This window comes from Vibrio sp. Isolate22, assembly GCF_022398115.1.
Taxonomy (GTDB): Bacteria; Pseudomonadota; Gammaproteobacteria; order Enterobacterales; family Vibrionaceae; genus Vibrio.
The window spans coordinates 12,278-29,208 of record NZ_JAKEUW010000004.1; the positions used below are offsets into that span (position 1 = coordinate 12,278).

The following is a 16,931-nucleotide window of genomic DNA, read 5'->3' on the forward strand; positions in this document are numbered from 1 at the left end:
GAGCTAAAAAGCAGCAAAGCCAGATAAAACACAATAAATTCGAGTGTGGAAGGTCGATTTTAACCGAGTTTCCGCGTATAAATGATTCCTTGCTTTGTTAGGTAAAAAGCTCTGTAGGGCTATTTTGACACCTACAGCTTGGAAATTAGTAAATTATTAAGAGATTGGGAAATTCATTATGCGTACCCATTACTGTGGTAACCTGAACAAGTCCCTGGCGGGACAAACTGTAGAATTGTGCGGCTGGGTAAACCGTCGCCGTGATTTAGGCGGTCTTATCTTTATTGATATGCGTGATCGTGAAGGCATCGTTCAGGTTGTTGTCGATCCAGATATGAAAGATATCTTCCCGATCGCTAACCAACTGCGTAATGAATTCTGTATCAAATTTACTGGTGAAGTACGTGTTCGTCCTGACAGCCAAGTAAATAAAGACATGGCTACTGGTGAAGTAGAACTTTACGCGACTGGTCTAGAGATCATCAACCGTTCAGAAGCGCTTCCACTAGACTTCAACCAAACGAACTCTGAAGAACAGCGTCTTAAGTACCGTTACATCGATCTTCGTCGTCCAGAAATGAGCGATCGCATTAAGCTTCGTGCTCGTGCATCTAGCTTCGTTCGTCGTTTCCTAGACGAGAACCTGTTCCTAGATATCGAAACACCAGTATTAACTAAAGCGACTCCAGAAGGTGCTCGTGACTACCTAGTACCAAGCCGTGTTCACAAAGGCAGCTTCTACGCGCTTCCTCAATCTCCTCAGCTGTTCAAGCAACTGCTGATGATGTCTGGTTTTGACCGTTACTACCAAATCGTTAAATGTTTCCGTGATGAAGATTTACGTGCTGACCGTCAGCCTGAATTTACTCAGATCGATATCGAAACATCGTTCATGTCTTCTCAAGAAGTACGTAACATCACTGAAAAGCTAGTTCACGATATGTGGAAAGAGCTTCTAGATGTAGAACTAGGTCAATTCCCAGTAATGCCTTTCTCTGAAGCGATTCGTCGTTTCGGTTCTGATAAGCCAGATCTACGTAACCCACTAGAGCTTGTTGACGTTGCTGACTTAGTTAAAGACGTTGAATTCAAAGTATTCTCTGGCCCAGCTAACGACGAAAAAGGTCGTGTAGCGGTTATCCGTGTTCCAGGTGGTGCTAAGCTAACTCGTAAGCAAATCGACGGTTACGCAGAGTACGTAAACATCTACGGTGCGAAAGGTCTAGCTTGGATGAAGGTTAACGACCGTGCAGCAGGCATGGAAGGTATCCAATCTCCAGTTGCTAAATTCCTAAGCGAAGACGTAATCAACGGTATTCTAGACCGTACTGAAGCTGAATCTGGCGATATCATTCTGTTCGGCGCAGGCAAAGCAGGCATCGTTGCTGAAGCAATGGGCGCACTTCGTCTTAAACTAGGTACAGACCTAGAGCTAACAGATACATCTGCATGGGCTCCACTGTGGGTTGTTGACTTCCCAATGTTTGAAGAAGACGGCGAAGGTAACCTACACGCAATGCACCACCCATTCACATCTCCACTAGGTGTGACTGCGGAAGAGCTAAAAGCGAACCCAGCAGCGGCAAACTCTGACGCATACGACATGGTAATCAACGGCTACGAAGTGGGCGGTGGTTCTGTTCGTATTCACAACGCAGAGATGCAAACGGCTGTATTCGGTATCCTAGGTATCGAAGAGAAAGAGCAACAAGAGAAGTTTGGCTTCCTACTAGATGCTCTTCAATACGGAACTCCACCACACGCTGGTCTAGCATTCGGTCTTGACCGTCTAGCAATGCTACTTTGTGGTACTGAGAACATCCGTGACGTTATTGCATTCCCGAAAACAACAGCTGCAGCATGTCTATTAACAGACGCGCCAAGCCTAGCAAACCCAGCATCTTTGGAAGAGCTAGCAATCACAGTTAAAGCAGCACAAAAAGAAGAGTCGGCTGAATAAGCTAAGTACTCTATCTTTTAAGTGACTCTTTATTGGAGTGACTTTTTGTTTAGTAAATAAAAATGCCCGTTAATTTAACGGGCATTTTTTTTATCGTTCGATATACTAAGCTGATAAAGCATGTATAAATAATCAGTACTAGAAGTTATGTCTATTATCTTGGGGATTGACCCCGGCTCTCGCATTACCGGCTACGGTGTGATTCGTCAAAATGGTCGCCATCTGCATTACTTAGGCAGTGGGTGCATCCGTACCTCGGAAAAAGAGCTTCCCGGCCGACTCAAGCAGATCTACGCTGGGGTAAGTGAAATCATTACTCAGTTTCAGCCGGATGTGTTTGCCATTGAGCAGGTCTTCATGGCAAAGAATGCGGACTCGGCACTTAAGTTAGGTCAGGCTCGTGGTAGCGCAATTGTGGCCGCTGTAAATGCAGATTTGCCGGTTCATGAATACGCCGCTCGTTTGATTAAGCAGGCGGTGACAGGTAATGGTGGTGCTGATAAGTCTATGGTTCAAAACATGGTAATGAGCATGCTCAAGTTACCAGCGAGACCACAAGCCGATGCTGCCGATGCGTTAGGCGTAGCGATTACCCACGCCAACACCAACAAAACCTTGATTGCGCTGGCAGGTAAAGCGACAGGAGCGAGAAAAGGGCGCTATCGTTAACTCTCTCCGCCAGTTAGCTTCCTTCATATATCACTTCCCCTCGTTATACTGATGAGCCTTGCGTTTGGTTAGGCTCAGATCAAAGCAATATGCCGCTAAATCCCTGACGAAATGAGATCTTTCGAACAGAACCTAGATCATAACATTGCGTCCCATTTAACATGATATTAACATTGGTCGGAGGTCTTATAAGTTAATCAAGGATGATCACTGATGAACCCTATCAAGTTGTGGCGCGTGCTATTTCTGCCCAAAACTCGCGAATGGAACAACAATCAAACCAGACAAGCCGACATCTTATTACTTTTCACTTTCATCGCTTTCTTTGTCGGTATCTACAGCTTAATCAAATGGACAAAACATGGAGAGCAGTTGCTTGTTGCTACTTCTGTGTTCCTTATCGTCTTTGAACTGCTCTCAGCCACGTTACTCCGCGTTACCGGGAAACCAAGTTTGGCACTTAACTTTGGTTTTGTGGGTATGGCGGTACACGCACTGAATATCATTTATCAAAGTGGCGGTGTGGTGGACTCGACGCAGGCTTATTGGGTGCCTTTGTTAGTGGTTGCTTTCTTTTTATCAGGAACACGCATTGTCGCTCTGGTGTGGAGTGGGTTGGTGATTGGTGTCTCCTTGGTGATGACGTCCGCTCATCTAAACGGATTCACATTTCCACAGTTAGTGCTTACTCCGGAAGCTGTGGTTGTCGAAACATGGTCGGGTGTCATTATGCCGCTGGTGGTGATCTGCATTGCCCAAGCATTTACAGCCATGCAAAAAGAAGTCGCTATCGAGATGGCAGAAGAAGCGATTTCAGAGAGTCAGCAGGTCGCCAACCAAGCGACACAAAGTGAAGGGCGCTTGTCAGTTGTGCTCGACCAAGCCAACTCGAATTCAGAAAGCTTACAGGGTGTCTCTGTGCATCTAGAACAACAGTCACAAGATTTACATGCGCAAGTTGAAGTATTGAACATCAATTGTGAATCTCAGGCGAGTGCAGCTGAGGAGATGAGCCAGCAACTGCACCAGATGACGCAAGGTATCGAAGAGTCGAATTCGTTTGTCGGTGAACTCAAAGAGCGCAGTGAAGCCGTTGGTACTAAAGCGCAAAAGAGTTCTGAGTCTCTTGAGGCCTCGACCGGAGCTATCAGTCAAATCATACAAAGTAATCAAGAGATCATGAAGGTGGCTGACTTAATCACTTCGGTAGCAGAACAGACCAACTTACTCGCGCTGAATGCCGCAATAGAGGCGGCTCGCGCAGGCGAGCAGGGGAGAGGCTTTGCTGTGGTAGCCGACCAGGTAAGGGAGCTGTCAGCAAAAAGTAGTCATTCAGCCATCGAGATCCGAAGCTTGTTGGATCGCAGTAAAGTGGAAGTGGAGCATGGCAGAGCGATCATCGAAACTACGGCCAATGAAATGAACGGCATTATTTCAGAGGTTCAGACTATCTCTACTGATGTGAACCAATTGACCGATATTATGGCGATGCAGATGGACTCTTTAAAAGAGCTCGATCTTGCCAGCTCTGAAGTGGCGCAGAGCGTTGCTGAAACCAAATCCGTGTCGGGTTTGGTGGCTAACTATGGCTCTGAACTGACAGGGCATGTCACTTCAGTTAAGGAATTGGTTGAAAGCTTAAATCGCGTGGTCTCCCAAGCTAAACAGGCTTAAATAATTCCCTCGAAAACCCACAAAGAACTGGATAAGCATCCAGTTCTTTTATATTCTGTCCCTCAAATTAAATTCCATCAAGAGAGTGAATTGTGATCGGACGTCTACGCGGTACATTAATAGAAAAACAGCCACCAGAATTATTGATTGAAGTCAGTGGTGTTGGTTACGAAGTACAAATGCCAATGAGCTGTTTTTATGAACTACCGAATGTAGGCGAAGAGGCAATTATCTACACACATTTTGTAGTTCGCGAAGATGCGCAGCTCCTTTATGGCTTCAACACAGTTAAAGAGCGTGCGCTATTCCGCGAAGTGATCAAAGCGAACGGTGTTGGCCCTAAACTTGGCCTTGGTATCCTTTCTGGTATGACGGCGAGCCAGTTTGTTCAGAGTGTTGAACGCGAAGACATTTCTACGCTAGTGAAACTTCCTGGTGTTGGTAAGAAAACCGCGGAACGTCTTGTTGTCGAAATGAAAGACCGCTTGAAAGGGTGGGGTGCAGGCGACCTGTTTACTCCTGCGACAGACGCTGCACCGATTGACTCTATGCCAACGGTTCATGATGCTGAAGAAGAAGCGGTAAGTGCGCTACTTGCACTAGGCTACAAACCAACCCAAGCTTCTAAGGTGGTTTCTCAAATCGCGAAAGACGGCATGACAAGTGAACAGCTTATTCGCGAAGCCTTAAAATCGATGGTCTAATCGAACTTGATAATACAGCTCCAGTTCAATCGAAAAGGTTGAGGTGTGGCTGATAAAAGATACTTGTACCTAGCGTGTCGGCTCTTATGCCTCGACGTTAGGTCAAACGAGTGTTTACCTTCGCTTTCTTTAACGTCGGTGATACTTTTAACAAGAATTGAAAGATAACAGAGTTAACACTCTTAAATTGGAACTCTCTATGATTGAAGCAGATCGCCTTATTGCTCCTGACAACCCGGTCTTTAAAGATGAAGATGTTATCGATCGTGCAATACGACCAAAGGCACTCGCCGACTATCAAGGTCAGGACCACGTTCGTGACCAGATGGAGATTTTCATCAAAGCGGCACAGTTGCGTAATGAAGCGCTTGATCATCTGTTGATATTCGGTCCTCCCGGTCTTGGTAAAACGACACTAGCGAATATCGTTGCCAATGAGATGGATGTGAACATTCGCACTACCTCTGGCCCTGTATTAGAGAAAGCTGGTGACTTGGCGGCGCTGCTAACTAACCTTGAAGAAAATGATGTGCTATTCATAGATGAGATCCACCGCTTAAGCCCTGTGGTTGAAGAGGTGTTGTATCCAGCTATGGAAGATTATCAGTTGGACATCATGATCGGTGAAGGCCCTGCGGCACGTTCAATTAAAATTGACCTGCCACCTTTCACTTTGATTGGCGCAACCACTCGTGCTGGCTCACTGACTTCTCCACTTCGTGACCGTTTTGGTATCACTCAACGTCTTGAGTATTACAAAGTCGAAGACTTGCAAAACATCGTGCAGCGCAGTGCCGATTGCCTTGGTTTATCGATGGAAGCGGAAGGTGCATTAGAAGTTGCCCGTCGTGCTCGTGGTACACCACGTATTGCAAACCGCTTATTGCGCCGTGTTCGTGACTATGCGGAAGTGAAGGGGAATGGTCATATTTGCCCAGAGGTCGCAGATAGCGCACTGAACATGCTTGATGTCGATGCTAAAGGTTTCGATTATATGGACAGAAAGCTTCTACTGGCAATCATGGAGAAGTTTGGTGGTGGCCCTGTTGGTATTGATAACATGGCCGCAGCCATTGGTGAAGAAAAAGACACCATTGAAGATGTATTAGAGCCGTATCTGATTCAGCAAGGTTATCTACAAAGAACACCAAGAGGCCGAATTGCGACCGACAGAGCCTATTTACACTTTGGAATAGATAGACCATCCAATCGCTAGATTATTCATTTTTAAAGATCCCAGTTGCATAAGCGCTGGGATTTTTTGCGTTTTACTGAATAACAACTCTTTGCGCGAGTCGTTATAAAGCTCAAATAGAGCGCTTCAAAAATGAAAACTTTGATTTCAGCTTTGATTTAGCTAACAAAAATTGAAATAAGTTGTCATATTTCTTGTTAATACTTTATGGGTAGTTGTGACTCTAATGTTGATGGTGTGCTGAGGTTTTGTCACAGCTATCATGCAGTGTTATTAAGACAAGCCAAATTGGTGTGATTTTAATCATAATTGTTCAAAAATAACCCTAATTTGCACGAATAAATTTGATACAAATCAACGCAGGGTTCTCCCATAAACCTTTTGAAACATACTGATTTTACCAGTAATATTAGCGCCAGCTATATTAGCTTATGCTTAACAATAATCTAACTATAACGGTACGTTTTTGCTACAAATTTCAAGTTGTAATAACAATTTTACAAATTGTTTTAACATGGATTTTTGAGGTGAATAATCACACAAGTGTCATTCAGCCGACACAAAGGAGTTACCATGATTGATGTTGTTGATCTGTCGCGATTGCAATTTGCATTTACAGCGATGTATCACTTCCTATTTGTTCCACTGACTTTAGGTATGGCATTTCTACTTGCCATCATGGAGTCTGTTTATGTAATGACTGGCAAGCAAATTTACAAGGACATGACCAAGTTCTGGGGTAAATTGTTTGGTATTAACTTTGCTCTTGGTGTAGCGACAGGCTTAACCATGGAGTTCCAGTTTGGTACTAACTGGTCTTACTATTCTCACTATGTTGGCGACATCTTTGGTGCTCCGCTAGCTATCGAAGCGCTTGTTGCATTCTTCCTAGAGTCTACTTTTGTTGGCCTTTTCTTCTTCGGTTGGGACAGACTGTCAAAGCGTCAGCACTTAGCGGTAACTTGGTTAGTAGCACTAGGCTCTAACTTCTCAGCGCTTTGGATCTTGGTAGCAAATGGCTGGATGCAAAACCCAGTGGGTGCGGAATTTAACTTTGAAACTATGCGTATGGAAATGGTGAGCTTCGCTGAAGTTGTACTAAACCCAGTAGCGCAAGTTAAATTCGTACACACAGTAGCGTCTGGTTACACAACGGGTGCGATGTTCATCCTTGGTATCAGCTCATACTACATTCTTAAAGGTCGTGACCTTGCCTTTGCTCGTCGTTCTTTCGCGATTGCAGCATCTTTCGGTATGGCGGCGATCCTGTCAGTAATCGTGCTAGGTGACGAATCTGGTTACGAGCTTGGTGAAGTTCAGAAAGTGAAGCTAGCTGCAGTAGAAGCAGAATGGCACACGGAAGAAGCACCAGCAGCATTTACTGTTTTTGGTATTCCTAACCAAGAAACAATGGATACTGACTACGCAATTAAGATTCCTTACGTAATGGGTATCATTGCAACGCGTTCTCTTGATAAAGAAGTAACGGGTCTACGTGACCTACGTGATGACCACGTTGATCGCATCCGTACAGGTATGTACGCATATGAGCTTCTTGAGAAACTGCGTGCGGGCGATAAGTCTGAAGAAAACATGGTAGCATTCGATGAAGTGAAAGGTGACCTAGGTTACGGTCTACTTCTTAAGCGCTACACAGACAACGTTGTTGATGCAACAGAAGACCAAATCCAAATGGCTGCGGATGATTCAATCCCAACAGTTTGGCCTCTATTCTGGTCATTCCGTCTGATGGTTGCTTGTGGCTTCATCATGCTGTTTGTATTCGGTGCGGCGTTTGTTCAAACGTGTCGTCAGAAGATCGAACAGAAACCATGGGTACTTAAAGCGGCACTGTTCTCAATCCCACTACCTTGGATTGCGATTGAAGCAGGTTGGTTCGTTGCTGAGTTTGGTCGTCAACCATGGGCGGTTGGTGAAATCCTACCGGTTAACGTTGCTGCATCAGCACTGACTATTGAACAGCTTTGGACTTCTCTATTCGCTATCTTGGCACTGTACACAGTGTTCCTGATTGCCGAAGTTTACCTAATGCTGAAATTCGCACGTAAAGGTCCAAGTAGCTTGAAGACAGGCCGTTACCACTTCGAACAAAACGATAACTCTGTTGAAGACAAAGTTAGCCGTTCAGTTGAAGTATAAGTGAGGGAATATTAATGTTTGATTACGAAAGCTTACGACTTATTTGGTGGATCCTAATCGGTGTTCTACTGGTAGGTTTCGCAGTAACAGATGGTTTCGATATGGGTGTTGCAGCACTTTCACCGGTTATCGGTAAGAGTGACACTGAACGTCGTATCATGCTGAATACGATTGCCCCTCACTGGGATGGTAACCAAGTTTGGTTGATCACGGCTGGTGGTGCACTGTTTGCAGCTTGGCCGCTAGTTTACGCAACGTCGTTCTCTGGCTTCTACTTCGCAATGTACGCGACGTTAGCAGCGCTTTGGTTACGACCACTTGCACTTGATTACCGTTCTAAGATTGAAGACCCAAAATGGCGTAAAACGTGGGACTACGCACTTTGCTTTAGTGGCACAGTTCCGCCAATCATCTTTGGTGTAGCATTTGGTAACCTACTACAAGGTGTTCCATTTGACCTTAACGATCTAATGATGTCTAAGTACCACGGTACATTCTTCGCTCTGCTAAATCCATTTGCATTGCTATGTGGTGTATTGGCTTTGATGTTGTTCGTGACGCAAGGCGCAACGTGGCTACAAATGAAGACAACAGAAGCGCTGCACGCTCGTGCTCGTAACGTTGCTCAGATCACAGGCCTAATCTCAATTGTTCTATTTGTTATTGGTGGCTTCTGGGTTCAATCTATCGAAGGCTATGTAATTACAAGCACGATTGACACGTTCGCAGACTCTAACCCGCTAAACAAAGAAGTATCACTTCAAGTTGGCGCGTGGATGACAAACTTCGAGACATACCCAGCAATGTGGGCAGCACCGATTCTTGGTGTGGTTATGCCACTATTCGCTGTGATTGCATCTCGTCTTGAGCGCGGTGGTTTCGCTTTCTTATTCTCGAGCCTATCTAACGCTGGTGTGATCTTAACGGCTGGTTTCGCAATGTTCCCATTCGTAATGCCATCAAGCCTGAACCCTGACCATAGTTTGACTATGTGGGATTCAACAGCGAGTGAGCTGACACTTGGTCTAATGACTGCAGTTGCGGCGGTAATGGTTCCTGTGATTCTTGGCTACACAACTTGGACATACTACAAAATGTTCGGTCGCCTAGATAAGAAACACATCGAAGATAACGACGTTTCAGCTTACTAAGCTAGAAGTGAAATAACTTAGGAGAAATTTTATGTGGTATTTCGCATGGATTTTGGGTGTACTTCTAGCATGTGCATTCGGCATCATCAATGCTCTATGGCTTGAGCATTCTGAAATGATGGACAAAGACAGTGAGTAATCTCGCAGAACAAGTCGCTAAGCTGCATCGACCAATGGACAAGACTCTCCTAAGAGCTTTGTCCCTAATATTGGGTTTCATGCATGTTGGTTTAGTGATGTGGGATCCTGAAGCGTATGCAGCAAGCATCGGTGGCTTTAACGCGATCATCGGGCCTATGTTTATCTGGGCTGTGTGCTCAAGCATGGTTTACGGTGTTGGGTTTAAGCCGAGAGCTTGGATGTGGCAACTGCTGTTTAGCCCATACGTTTCACTTACCATTCTGCTGTACTTAACAGTGCTACGCCTTCTATAAAAATAGGTGTGGTTTTAGGTTCTCATTCAACGTGAGTCTTTATACTTGTTGGGTTTTTAGTCAAAAAGAGGTCATCTTATACAGATGGCCTTTTTTTTCGTCTGTTAAATCAAAAAATTCACTGCCATATACTATTAATGATAAGGAGTTAGGTTATAGTGATGTCTTTATCGATTTTTGGTTTGTGGTATCAATTTGCAGGGATTATCTAAGCCGTTTACGTGGCCAGTAACCGTATATTACGAAGACACCGATGCAGGTGGCGTGGTGTACCACTCGAACTATCTCAAGTTCTTCGAGCGTGCTCGAACTGAGATGTTGCGTTCAATTGGCGTTTCTCAACAAGTATTATTAGAACAAAACATCGGTTTTGTAGTCAGACATATGGACATTGATTTCATTCAAGGCGCACGTCTTGATGATTCTTTACAAGTCATTACAAATATTTACGAGTTAAAGCGAGCTACCTTGGTCTTCTGTCAAGAGATCGTAAATCCTGATGGCAAAGCATTGTGTAAAGCAATGGTTAAGGTAGCATGTATCGACAATCAAAAAATGAAACCCAAGGCAATGCCAACATTTATTCTTACGGAGCTAACGAATAGTGACTGCTGAAATCTCAATCTTAGGCCTAATTCTAGAAGCTAGTTTACTAGTTAAAATGGTCATGCTGACTCTTATGGGCATGTCTGTCGTTTCTTGGGCAATGATCATAAAAAGAAGTAAAGTGCTATCTCAAGCTTCTAAACAAGCAGAAGTCTTCGAAGATAAATTCTGGTCTGGTGTTGATTTGGCTAAGTTGTACCAAGAGAGCAACAAGCGCAAAGATGAGCTTTCTGGAACTGAAGAGATTTTCTACGCAGGCTTTACTGAATTCGCACGCCTTCGTAAATCGAATGCGACATCTCCCGACTTCATCATGGAAGGCACTGGCCGTGCAATGCGCGTAGCAGTGGCTCGTGAAGTGGATGAGCTAGAAACTAACTTACCTTTCTTGGCGACGGTTGGTTCTATAAGTCCATACATCGGCCTGTTCGGTACCGTCTGGGGTATCATGCACTCATTCATCGCGTTAGGTGAAGTGAAGCAAGCGACATTGGCGATGGTAGCACCAGGTATTGCAGAAGCTCTTATCGCAACTGCGATGGGTCTATTCGCTGCGATTCCAGCTGTAATGGCATACAACCGCTTTAGCAGCAGTGTTGGTAAGCTAGAACATAACTACGCGACTTTCTCTGAAGAGTTCCACAGCATTCTTCACCGTCAAGCGATGGCTGGCAGGGAATAATAGATGGCTGGATACCAACCTAAAAAACGCAAGATGACAGCTGAGATTAACGTCGTACCTTATATCGACGTTATGCTCGTATTGCTGATCATTTTCATGGTGACGTCGCCGTTTGTAACTCAAGGTGTGGATGTTGAACTGCCACAGGCGTCTACTGCTAAATCAGCGCAAGATTTATTAGGTGATGACAACGCGAGTTTCATTATCGTTGAAGTGAATAAAGACGGCGAGCTTGGCCTAAGCGTTAACGACGAAGAGGTACAGCGAGGTCTATCATTGGAAGACATCATCGTTCGAGTAAAAGCTGAACTGTCTTTGAAACCGAATTCTCCAGTAGCGGTGGGTGGCGATGCTGCGACTCCATATGCTGAAGTGGTTTTATTACTTGATGAATTAAGCCGTGCAGGTGTGCCAAAGGTTGGCCTTTTAACGGATATAAGGGAATAGCTCCGTAGCATTCATGAAAGCGAATAATAAAAAATCCAACAGTTTCAAAAAGCCGCTTCTAATTTCACTTGGGCTGCACGTAGTCTTATTCGTTGCACTCATATGGGGAGCGGATTTTACTATGTCTGAACCTAAGCCTACTGGGCAGATGGTGCAGGCTGTAGTTATTGACCCTCAATTGGTTCGTCAACAAGCTCAACAAATTCGTCAACAACGTGAAGCGGCGAGTAAGAAAGAGCAAGAGCGCCTAGACAAGCTTCGACGCGAAAGTGAAAGGCTAAAAAAGAATCGCAAGGCCGAAGAAGAAAACATCCGTAAGCTAAAAGAGCAACAAGCGAAGGATGCGAAAGCCGCACGAGAAGCAGAAAAGCGACGTGTCGAAAACGAGAAGAAACGCAAAGCTGAACAGGCACGTTTAGAGCAAGAGAAGAAGAAAGCCGCTAAAGCAGAAGCAGACCGCAAGTTAAAAGAGGCGGCTCTAGTGAAAGCTGAGAAAGAGCGTAAAGCGAAAGAAGCAGCGATTGCAAAAGCGGAACAAGAACGCGTGGCAAAAGAAAAAGCTGCACAAGAGGCCGCTGAAAAAGCTCGTAAAGAAAAAGAAGCCGCTGAACGTGCTGAGAAGCAGCGTATAGCGAAAGAGAAAGAAGCAGCCGCTGCAGCAGAGAAAGCCCGTAAGACAAAAGAGGCGGCAGCCAGAGCTGAGAAAGAGCGTAAACAGCAAGAAGCTGCACTGAACGATATCTTTGCAGGGCTTGAAACTGAAGCGACTCAAAACTCTTCGGCAAGACAACAATTTATTAGTGATGAAGCACAGCGTTACGGTGCAATTTACACTCAATTGATTCAGCAAAACCTATTGTTAGAAGACAGCTACCGAGGCCGCTCATGCCGAGTAAACCTTAAGCTTATTCCAACAGGATCAAATGCTATCTTGGGTAGTCTAAGCATATTGGATGGCGATAGCCGTCTATGTGCAGCAACCAAACGCGCGGTGGCACAGGTACAATCTTACCCACTGCCTAAAGACCCTGATATTGTGAAATCACTAAAAGACATTAATTTAACGGTATCACCAGAGTAAAAGGACGAACTTGTGTTAAAGAAACTATTACTGAGTTTTGTTTTTGTAATAGCGACAAGCAGCCAGTTTGCGCATGCAGCACTGGAGCTGGTTATTACAGATGGTATTAACTCTGCACGACCTATCGCTATCGTACCTTTCCGCTGGGAAGGTGCTGAGCCACTACCACACGATGTGTCAGCGGTTATCGCTTCTGACTTACAGCGTAGTGGTAAATTCAGCCCAGTTGCGACAAGCAAAATGCCTCAAACGCCTTACAGCGAAACAGAGGTAAACTTTGATGCTTGGACTAACCTAGGCGTTGATTCACTATTAACTGGTAGCATCACAAAAAATGCCGAAGGGCAGTACGTGGTGAATTACCAACTGATCGATATTGTTCGTGGCCAGTTAACGAAAGGCCAAAGCCGCGCGCTAAGCGATGAAGGTCAATTGGTACTTTCAAAAGATCACGTGTTGTTCAATAAGAAAGCGACCGTACCAGGTAAGCGCCTAAGAGAGTACGCACACCGTATCTCTGATTTGGTATATGAAGAGCTAACAGGTGAGAAAGGCGCGTTTCTAACACGTATCTCTTACGTTGTTGTGAACGACAAAGACAAATACCCGTACCAGCTTCGCGTAGCAGACTACGATGGTTTCAATGAGCGCCTAGTACTTCGCTCTAAACAGCCTCTAATGTCTCCAGCATGGTCTCCAGACGGCAAAAAGCTTGCTTACGTGAGCTTCCAGAATGGCCAAGCTGAAATCTTCATCATGAATATTTACACGGGTGAGCGTGAGAAAGTGACGTCATACCCTCGTCATAATGGTGCGCCAAGATTCTCTCCTGATGGTAAAAGGCTCGCGCTAGTATTGTCGAAAACAGGCAGCCTTCAGGTGTACACACTTGACCTAGCAAGCCGTAAGCTGACTCAAATTACCCGCGGCCGTTCGAATAATACGGAACCATTCTGGCATCCAGACGGTAAGTCTCTTATCTTTACGTCTGATCGTGGTGGTAAACCTCAGATATATAATGTAAATTTGTCAAATAATTCGACATCTCGTATTACTTGGCAAGGTAGCCAAAACTTAGGTGGCCAGATTACCCCTGATGGACGATTCCTGATCATGGTTAATCGCAGCAACTCAGGCTTTAACTTGGCTAAGCAAGATTTGGAAACTGGTGCGGTTCAAGTACTAACAAAAACACTGTTAGATGAGTCTCCAAGTATTGCACCAAATGGAGGTATGGTTATCTATAGCTCTATTTACAACAAGACGAACGTACTATCGATGGTTTCTATCGATGGCCGTTTTAAAGCTAGATTACCGGCTACCAACGGACGTGTAAGAGCGCCTGCATGGTCTCCGTTCCTCTAGGATAAGTCACATATTCTTTTAGCTATTGATAGTGTTAACTATTGTGGCATTTAACTATCTATAGCACTTAGTCGCTGTAGAAACTAAGTTTGATAACGTAAGGAAAAAACGATGCAACTTAATAAAGTTCTTAAAGGCTTAATGATTGCACTACCAGTGATGGCAGTAACGGCATGTAGCTCAACTGATGAAGCAACATCTGCAACATCTGGTACTGAAAGCAACCAAACTACTTCTGGTTCAGAAGGCAACGTAGATACAACTGTTGTAACGCCAATTGACGCTAACGGTCAACTGTCTGAGCAAGAGCTTAAAGAGCAAGCACTACGTGAAACTCAAACAATCTACTTCGCATTCGATAACTCTACTATCGCTGGCGACTACGAAGAAATGCTTGCAGCTCACGCAGCTTACCTAGTTAAGAACGTAGACATGAAAGTAACTATCGAAGGTCACGCTGACGAGCGCGGTACTCCAGAGTACAACATCGCACTTGGCGAGCGTCGTGCACAAGCTGTAGCAAAATACCTACAAGCTCTAGGTGTTCAAGCTGACCAAATCTCTATCGTAAGCTACGGTGAAGAGAAGCCACTTCTTCTAGGTCAATCTGAAGATGTGTACGCTAAAAACCGTCGCGCAGTACTAGTTTACTAATCCTAGTAAGCTATTTAATTGAGGAATTGCCTCATGTTCAGTAACACAAAGCGAGTCATTTTGCTTTCGTTACTGGCAAGTGCAGCGAACACTGCGTTCGCTGCACCAGCTCCAGTATCCGATCTCAATAGCACCGCAACCAATTCAACTTCTTCTTCCTCTCGATCAGCATCTAACGAATCAGATATTGAGCGTTTAGAGCGCCTGCTTCAAAATCGCAATCTTGTTCAGCTTCAAATGCAACAGCAAATGGACGATATGGCACTGGAAATCAGTGAGCTTCGTGGTGAGCTAGAACGCAACAGTTACGATATGAAACAAATGCTAGAGCGCCAACGTGAACTCTTTATCGAGCTTGATCGCGTAAGAGGTGAGGTGAAAGCAGCAGGTACCGCAACAGTAGCAGTAGCCGCGAGCGAAGGCTCTAAAGAAGCTTCTGGTACGTTCAGTACTGATGTTGATGAGCAGACTGCTTATCAAAATGCTGTAGACATGATTCTCAAGCAACGAGACTACACGGGTGCGATTGCTGCATTCCAACAGTTTCAAAAAGACTTCCCAGATTCCACCTTCACACCTAACTCTCATTACTGGTTAGGTCAGCTTTATTTTGCTAAGAAGCAGGATAAAGAGGCTGTGAAGAGCTTTGCCGCTGTTGTGTCGTACAAAGACTCAAACAAGCGAGCGGACGCACTGGTTAAGCTTGGTGACATAGCAGCGCGCAATAACAATGCGGCGCAAGCTAAGAAATATTACCAACAAGTCGTTACCGAGTACCCAAACAGTGCTTCGGCCAAAGTGGCACAAACCCACTTATAAAATCAAATAGAGGTGCTAAGGCGCCTCTTTTTTATACCCGCTTCAATACCCAATCGTGCTTGCTTACAACCAATCCTTTTTGATCCTCATGCCTGTCCTGTGTAGAATACTCGGATTCTCGGAAGAAGTTGCGTAGAGCAAGAGCAATGAGTCATATACTAGATAAAATCGATACAGTTTACCCGTTTCCGCCTAAGCCAGTTCCACTGAGCGACGCTCAGAAACAGGCCCACATCGCAAACATCAAAAAACTACTTCAAGAAAAAGATGCAGTTCTAATTGCACACTACTACACAGATCCTGAAATTCAGGCTCTGGCAGAAGAAACTGGTGGTTTCGTCGGCGATTCATTAGAAATGGCTAAATTCGGTAACCGTCACTCAGCAAGCACTTTGATCATCGCTGGTGTCCGTTTTATGGGCGAGTCTGCAAAGATCCTTACTCCTGAAAAACGCATTCTAATGCCAACGCTTGAAGCTGAATGTTCATTAGACCTTGGCTGTCCTGCTGATAAATTCACAGAATTTTGTGATGCTCACCCTGACCACACGGTGGTTGTATACGCAAACACTTCTGCGGCTGTTAAAGCTCGTGCAGACTGGGTGGTTACGTCGAGCATTGCTTTGGAAATTGTTGAAAGCCTAGACGCTGAAGGCAAACCAATCATTTGGGGTCCTGACCGTCACTTAGGTTCTTACATCGCGAATCAAACCGGCGCTGACATGTTGCTTTGGCAAGGTGAGTGTATCGTTCACGATGAGTTCTCTGCAGATGCATTGAGAAAGATGAAATCGGTATACCCTGAAGCTGCAATTCTTGTGCACCCAGAATCTCCAGCAAGTGTTGTTGAGTTGGCTGATGCTGTTGGCTCTACTAGCCAATTAATCAAGAAAGCAAAAGAGCTGCCGCACCCACAGATGATTGTTGCGACAGACAAAGGCATCTTCTTCAAGATGCAACAACTGGTTCCTCAAAAAGAGCTGATTGAAGCGCCAACGGCGGGTGCTGGTGCAACTTGTCGTAGCTGTGCGCACTGTCCTTGGATGGCAATGAACGGTCTTGAGGCAATTGAAAACGCACTTGAGAATGGCGGAGAGCAACACGAAATCTTCGTTTCTGACGAGCTACGTGTTAAATCTCTCATCCCATTGAACCGTATGTTAGATTTCGCAGAGCAGTTAAACATGCAGGTAAAAGGTAACGCGTAAGCGGCTTACTTATCTGACTAAATTAAAAACCAGCCTATAGTGCTGGTTTTTTTGTACCTAAAGATAGCTTGCTAATATCAATCTTGTGAGCATGTATCTTTTTCTGATGATTCATCTTGTTG

17 protein-coding genes are annotated in these 16,931 nt (G+C 44.9%); all 17 read left to right on the top strand.

Translation table 11 applies throughout. The features are described from left to right. Positions 1-178 precede the first annotated feature (178 nt). The 17 genes from aspS (at position 179) to nadA (ending at position 16,809) form a co-directional block, all read left to right on the top strand. Entirely contained in the window at positions 179-1,960 is a 1,782-nt protein-coding gene (aspS, locus tag L1D55_RS04040) for an aspartate--tRNA ligase (protein ID WP_239916598.1), read from the top strand. A gap of 147 nt (positions 1,961-2,107) precedes the next feature. After that, the gene (gene ruvC / locus L1D55_RS04045) at positions 2,108-2,629 is read left to right on the top strand and encodes a crossover junction endodeoxyribonuclease RuvC (protein ID WP_004741095.1); all 522 of its coding nucleotides are present in this window, start codon (positions 2,108-2,110) and stop codon (positions 2,627-2,629) included. Between the two features lie 213 nt (positions 2,630-2,842). Next, complete coding sequence (locus L1D55_RS04050; RefSeq protein ID WP_239916599.1) at positions 2,843-4,303, top strand: methyl-accepting chemotaxis protein; 1,461 nt, start codon at positions 2,843-2,845, stop codon at positions 4,301-4,303. A gap of 92 nt (positions 4,304-4,395) precedes the next feature. Continuing rightward, the gene (gene ruvA / locus L1D55_RS04055) at positions 4,396-5,007 is read left to right on the top strand and encodes a Holliday junction branch migration protein RuvA (RefSeq protein WP_063523072.1); all 612 of its coding nucleotides are present in this window, start codon (positions 4,396-4,398) and stop codon (positions 5,005-5,007) included. A gap of 199 nt (positions 5,008-5,206) precedes the next feature. Continuing rightward, positions 5,207-6,223: a Holliday junction branch migration DNA helicase RuvB gene (gene ruvB, locus L1D55_RS04060; protein WP_004741092.1), complete on the top strand. Its 1,017-nt coding sequence runs from the start codon at positions 5,207-5,209 to the stop codon at positions 6,221-6,223. Between the two features lie 552 nt (positions 6,224-6,775). Beyond that, a complete protein-coding gene (gene cydA, locus L1D55_RS04065) occupies positions 6,776-8,362 on the top strand; it encodes a cytochrome ubiquinol oxidase subunit I (RefSeq protein ID WP_239916600.1) in 1,587 nt (528 codons plus the stop codon). 14 nt (positions 8,363-8,376) lie between these two features. Continuing rightward, the gene (gene cydB, locus L1D55_RS04070; RefSeq protein WP_081229852.1) at positions 8,377-9,513 is read left to right on the top strand and encodes a cytochrome d ubiquinol oxidase subunit II; all 1,137 of its coding nucleotides are present in this window, start codon (positions 8,377-8,379) and stop codon (positions 9,511-9,513) included. 31 nt (positions 9,514-9,544) lie between these two features. Beyond that, positions 9,545-9,652 carry a cytochrome bd-I oxidase subunit CydX gene (gene cydX / locus L1D55_RS04075; RefSeq protein ID WP_000270284.1) on the top strand — a complete coding sequence of 36 codons (108 nt, stop codon included), beginning with the start codon at positions 9,545-9,547 and terminating at the stop codon, positions 9,650-9,652. Then, a complete protein-coding gene (ybgE, locus tag L1D55_RS04080; RefSeq protein ID WP_032498481.1) occupies positions 9,645-9,947 on the top strand; it encodes a cyd operon protein YbgE in 303 nt (100 codons plus the stop codon). The genes cydX and ybgE overlap by 8 nt, the downstream gene beginning before the upstream one ends. A gap of 177 nt (positions 9,948-10,124) precedes the next feature. Next, on the top strand, positions 10,125-10,562 hold the full coding sequence (gene ybgC / locus L1D55_RS04085; RefSeq protein ID WP_061032861.1) for a tol-pal system-associated acyl-CoA thioesterase: 438 nt from the start codon (positions 10,125-10,127) through the stop codon (positions 10,560-10,562). Beyond that, positions 10,552-11,235: a protein TolQ gene (tolQ, locus tag L1D55_RS04090; protein WP_008219926.1), complete on the top strand. Its 684-nt coding sequence runs from the start codon at positions 10,552-10,554 to the stop codon at positions 11,233-11,235. The genes ybgC and tolQ overlap by 11 nt, the downstream gene beginning before the upstream one ends. A 3-nt stretch (positions 11,236-11,238) precedes the next feature. Next, positions 11,239-11,682 (top strand): protein TolR, encoded by a 444-nt coding sequence (gene tolR / locus L1D55_RS04095; RefSeq protein WP_004741086.1) that lies wholly within the window; start codon positions 11,239-11,241, stop codon positions 11,680-11,682. Positions 11,683-11,695: 13 nt separating this feature from the next. After that, positions 11,696-12,763 (top strand): cell envelope integrity protein TolA, encoded by a 1,068-nt coding sequence (gene tolA / locus L1D55_RS04100; protein ID WP_239916601.1) that lies wholly within the window; start codon positions 11,696-11,698, stop codon positions 12,761-12,763. A gap of 12 nt (positions 12,764-12,775) precedes the next feature. Continuing rightward, a complete protein-coding gene (gene tolB / locus L1D55_RS04105; protein WP_239916602.1) occupies positions 12,776-14,128 on the top strand; it encodes a Tol-Pal system beta propeller repeat protein TolB in 1,353 nt (450 codons plus the stop codon). Positions 14,129-14,239: 111 nt separating this feature from the next. Then, positions 14,240-14,782, top strand: a complete 543-nt coding sequence (pal, locus tag L1D55_RS04110; RefSeq protein WP_004741083.1) for a peptidoglycan-associated lipoprotein Pal — start codon at positions 14,240-14,242, stop codon at positions 14,780-14,782. Between the two features lie 33 nt (positions 14,783-14,815). Next, a complete protein-coding gene (gene ybgF / locus L1D55_RS04115; protein WP_004741081.1) occupies positions 14,816-15,601 on the top strand; it encodes a tol-pal system protein YbgF in 786 nt (261 codons plus the stop codon). 146 nt (positions 15,602-15,747) lie between these two features. Beyond that, positions 15,748-16,809, top strand: a complete 1,062-nt coding sequence (gene nadA, locus L1D55_RS04120) for a quinolinate synthase NadA (RefSeq protein ID WP_239916603.1) — start codon at positions 15,748-15,750, stop codon at positions 16,807-16,809. Positions 16,810-16,931: the final 122 nt, after the last annotated feature.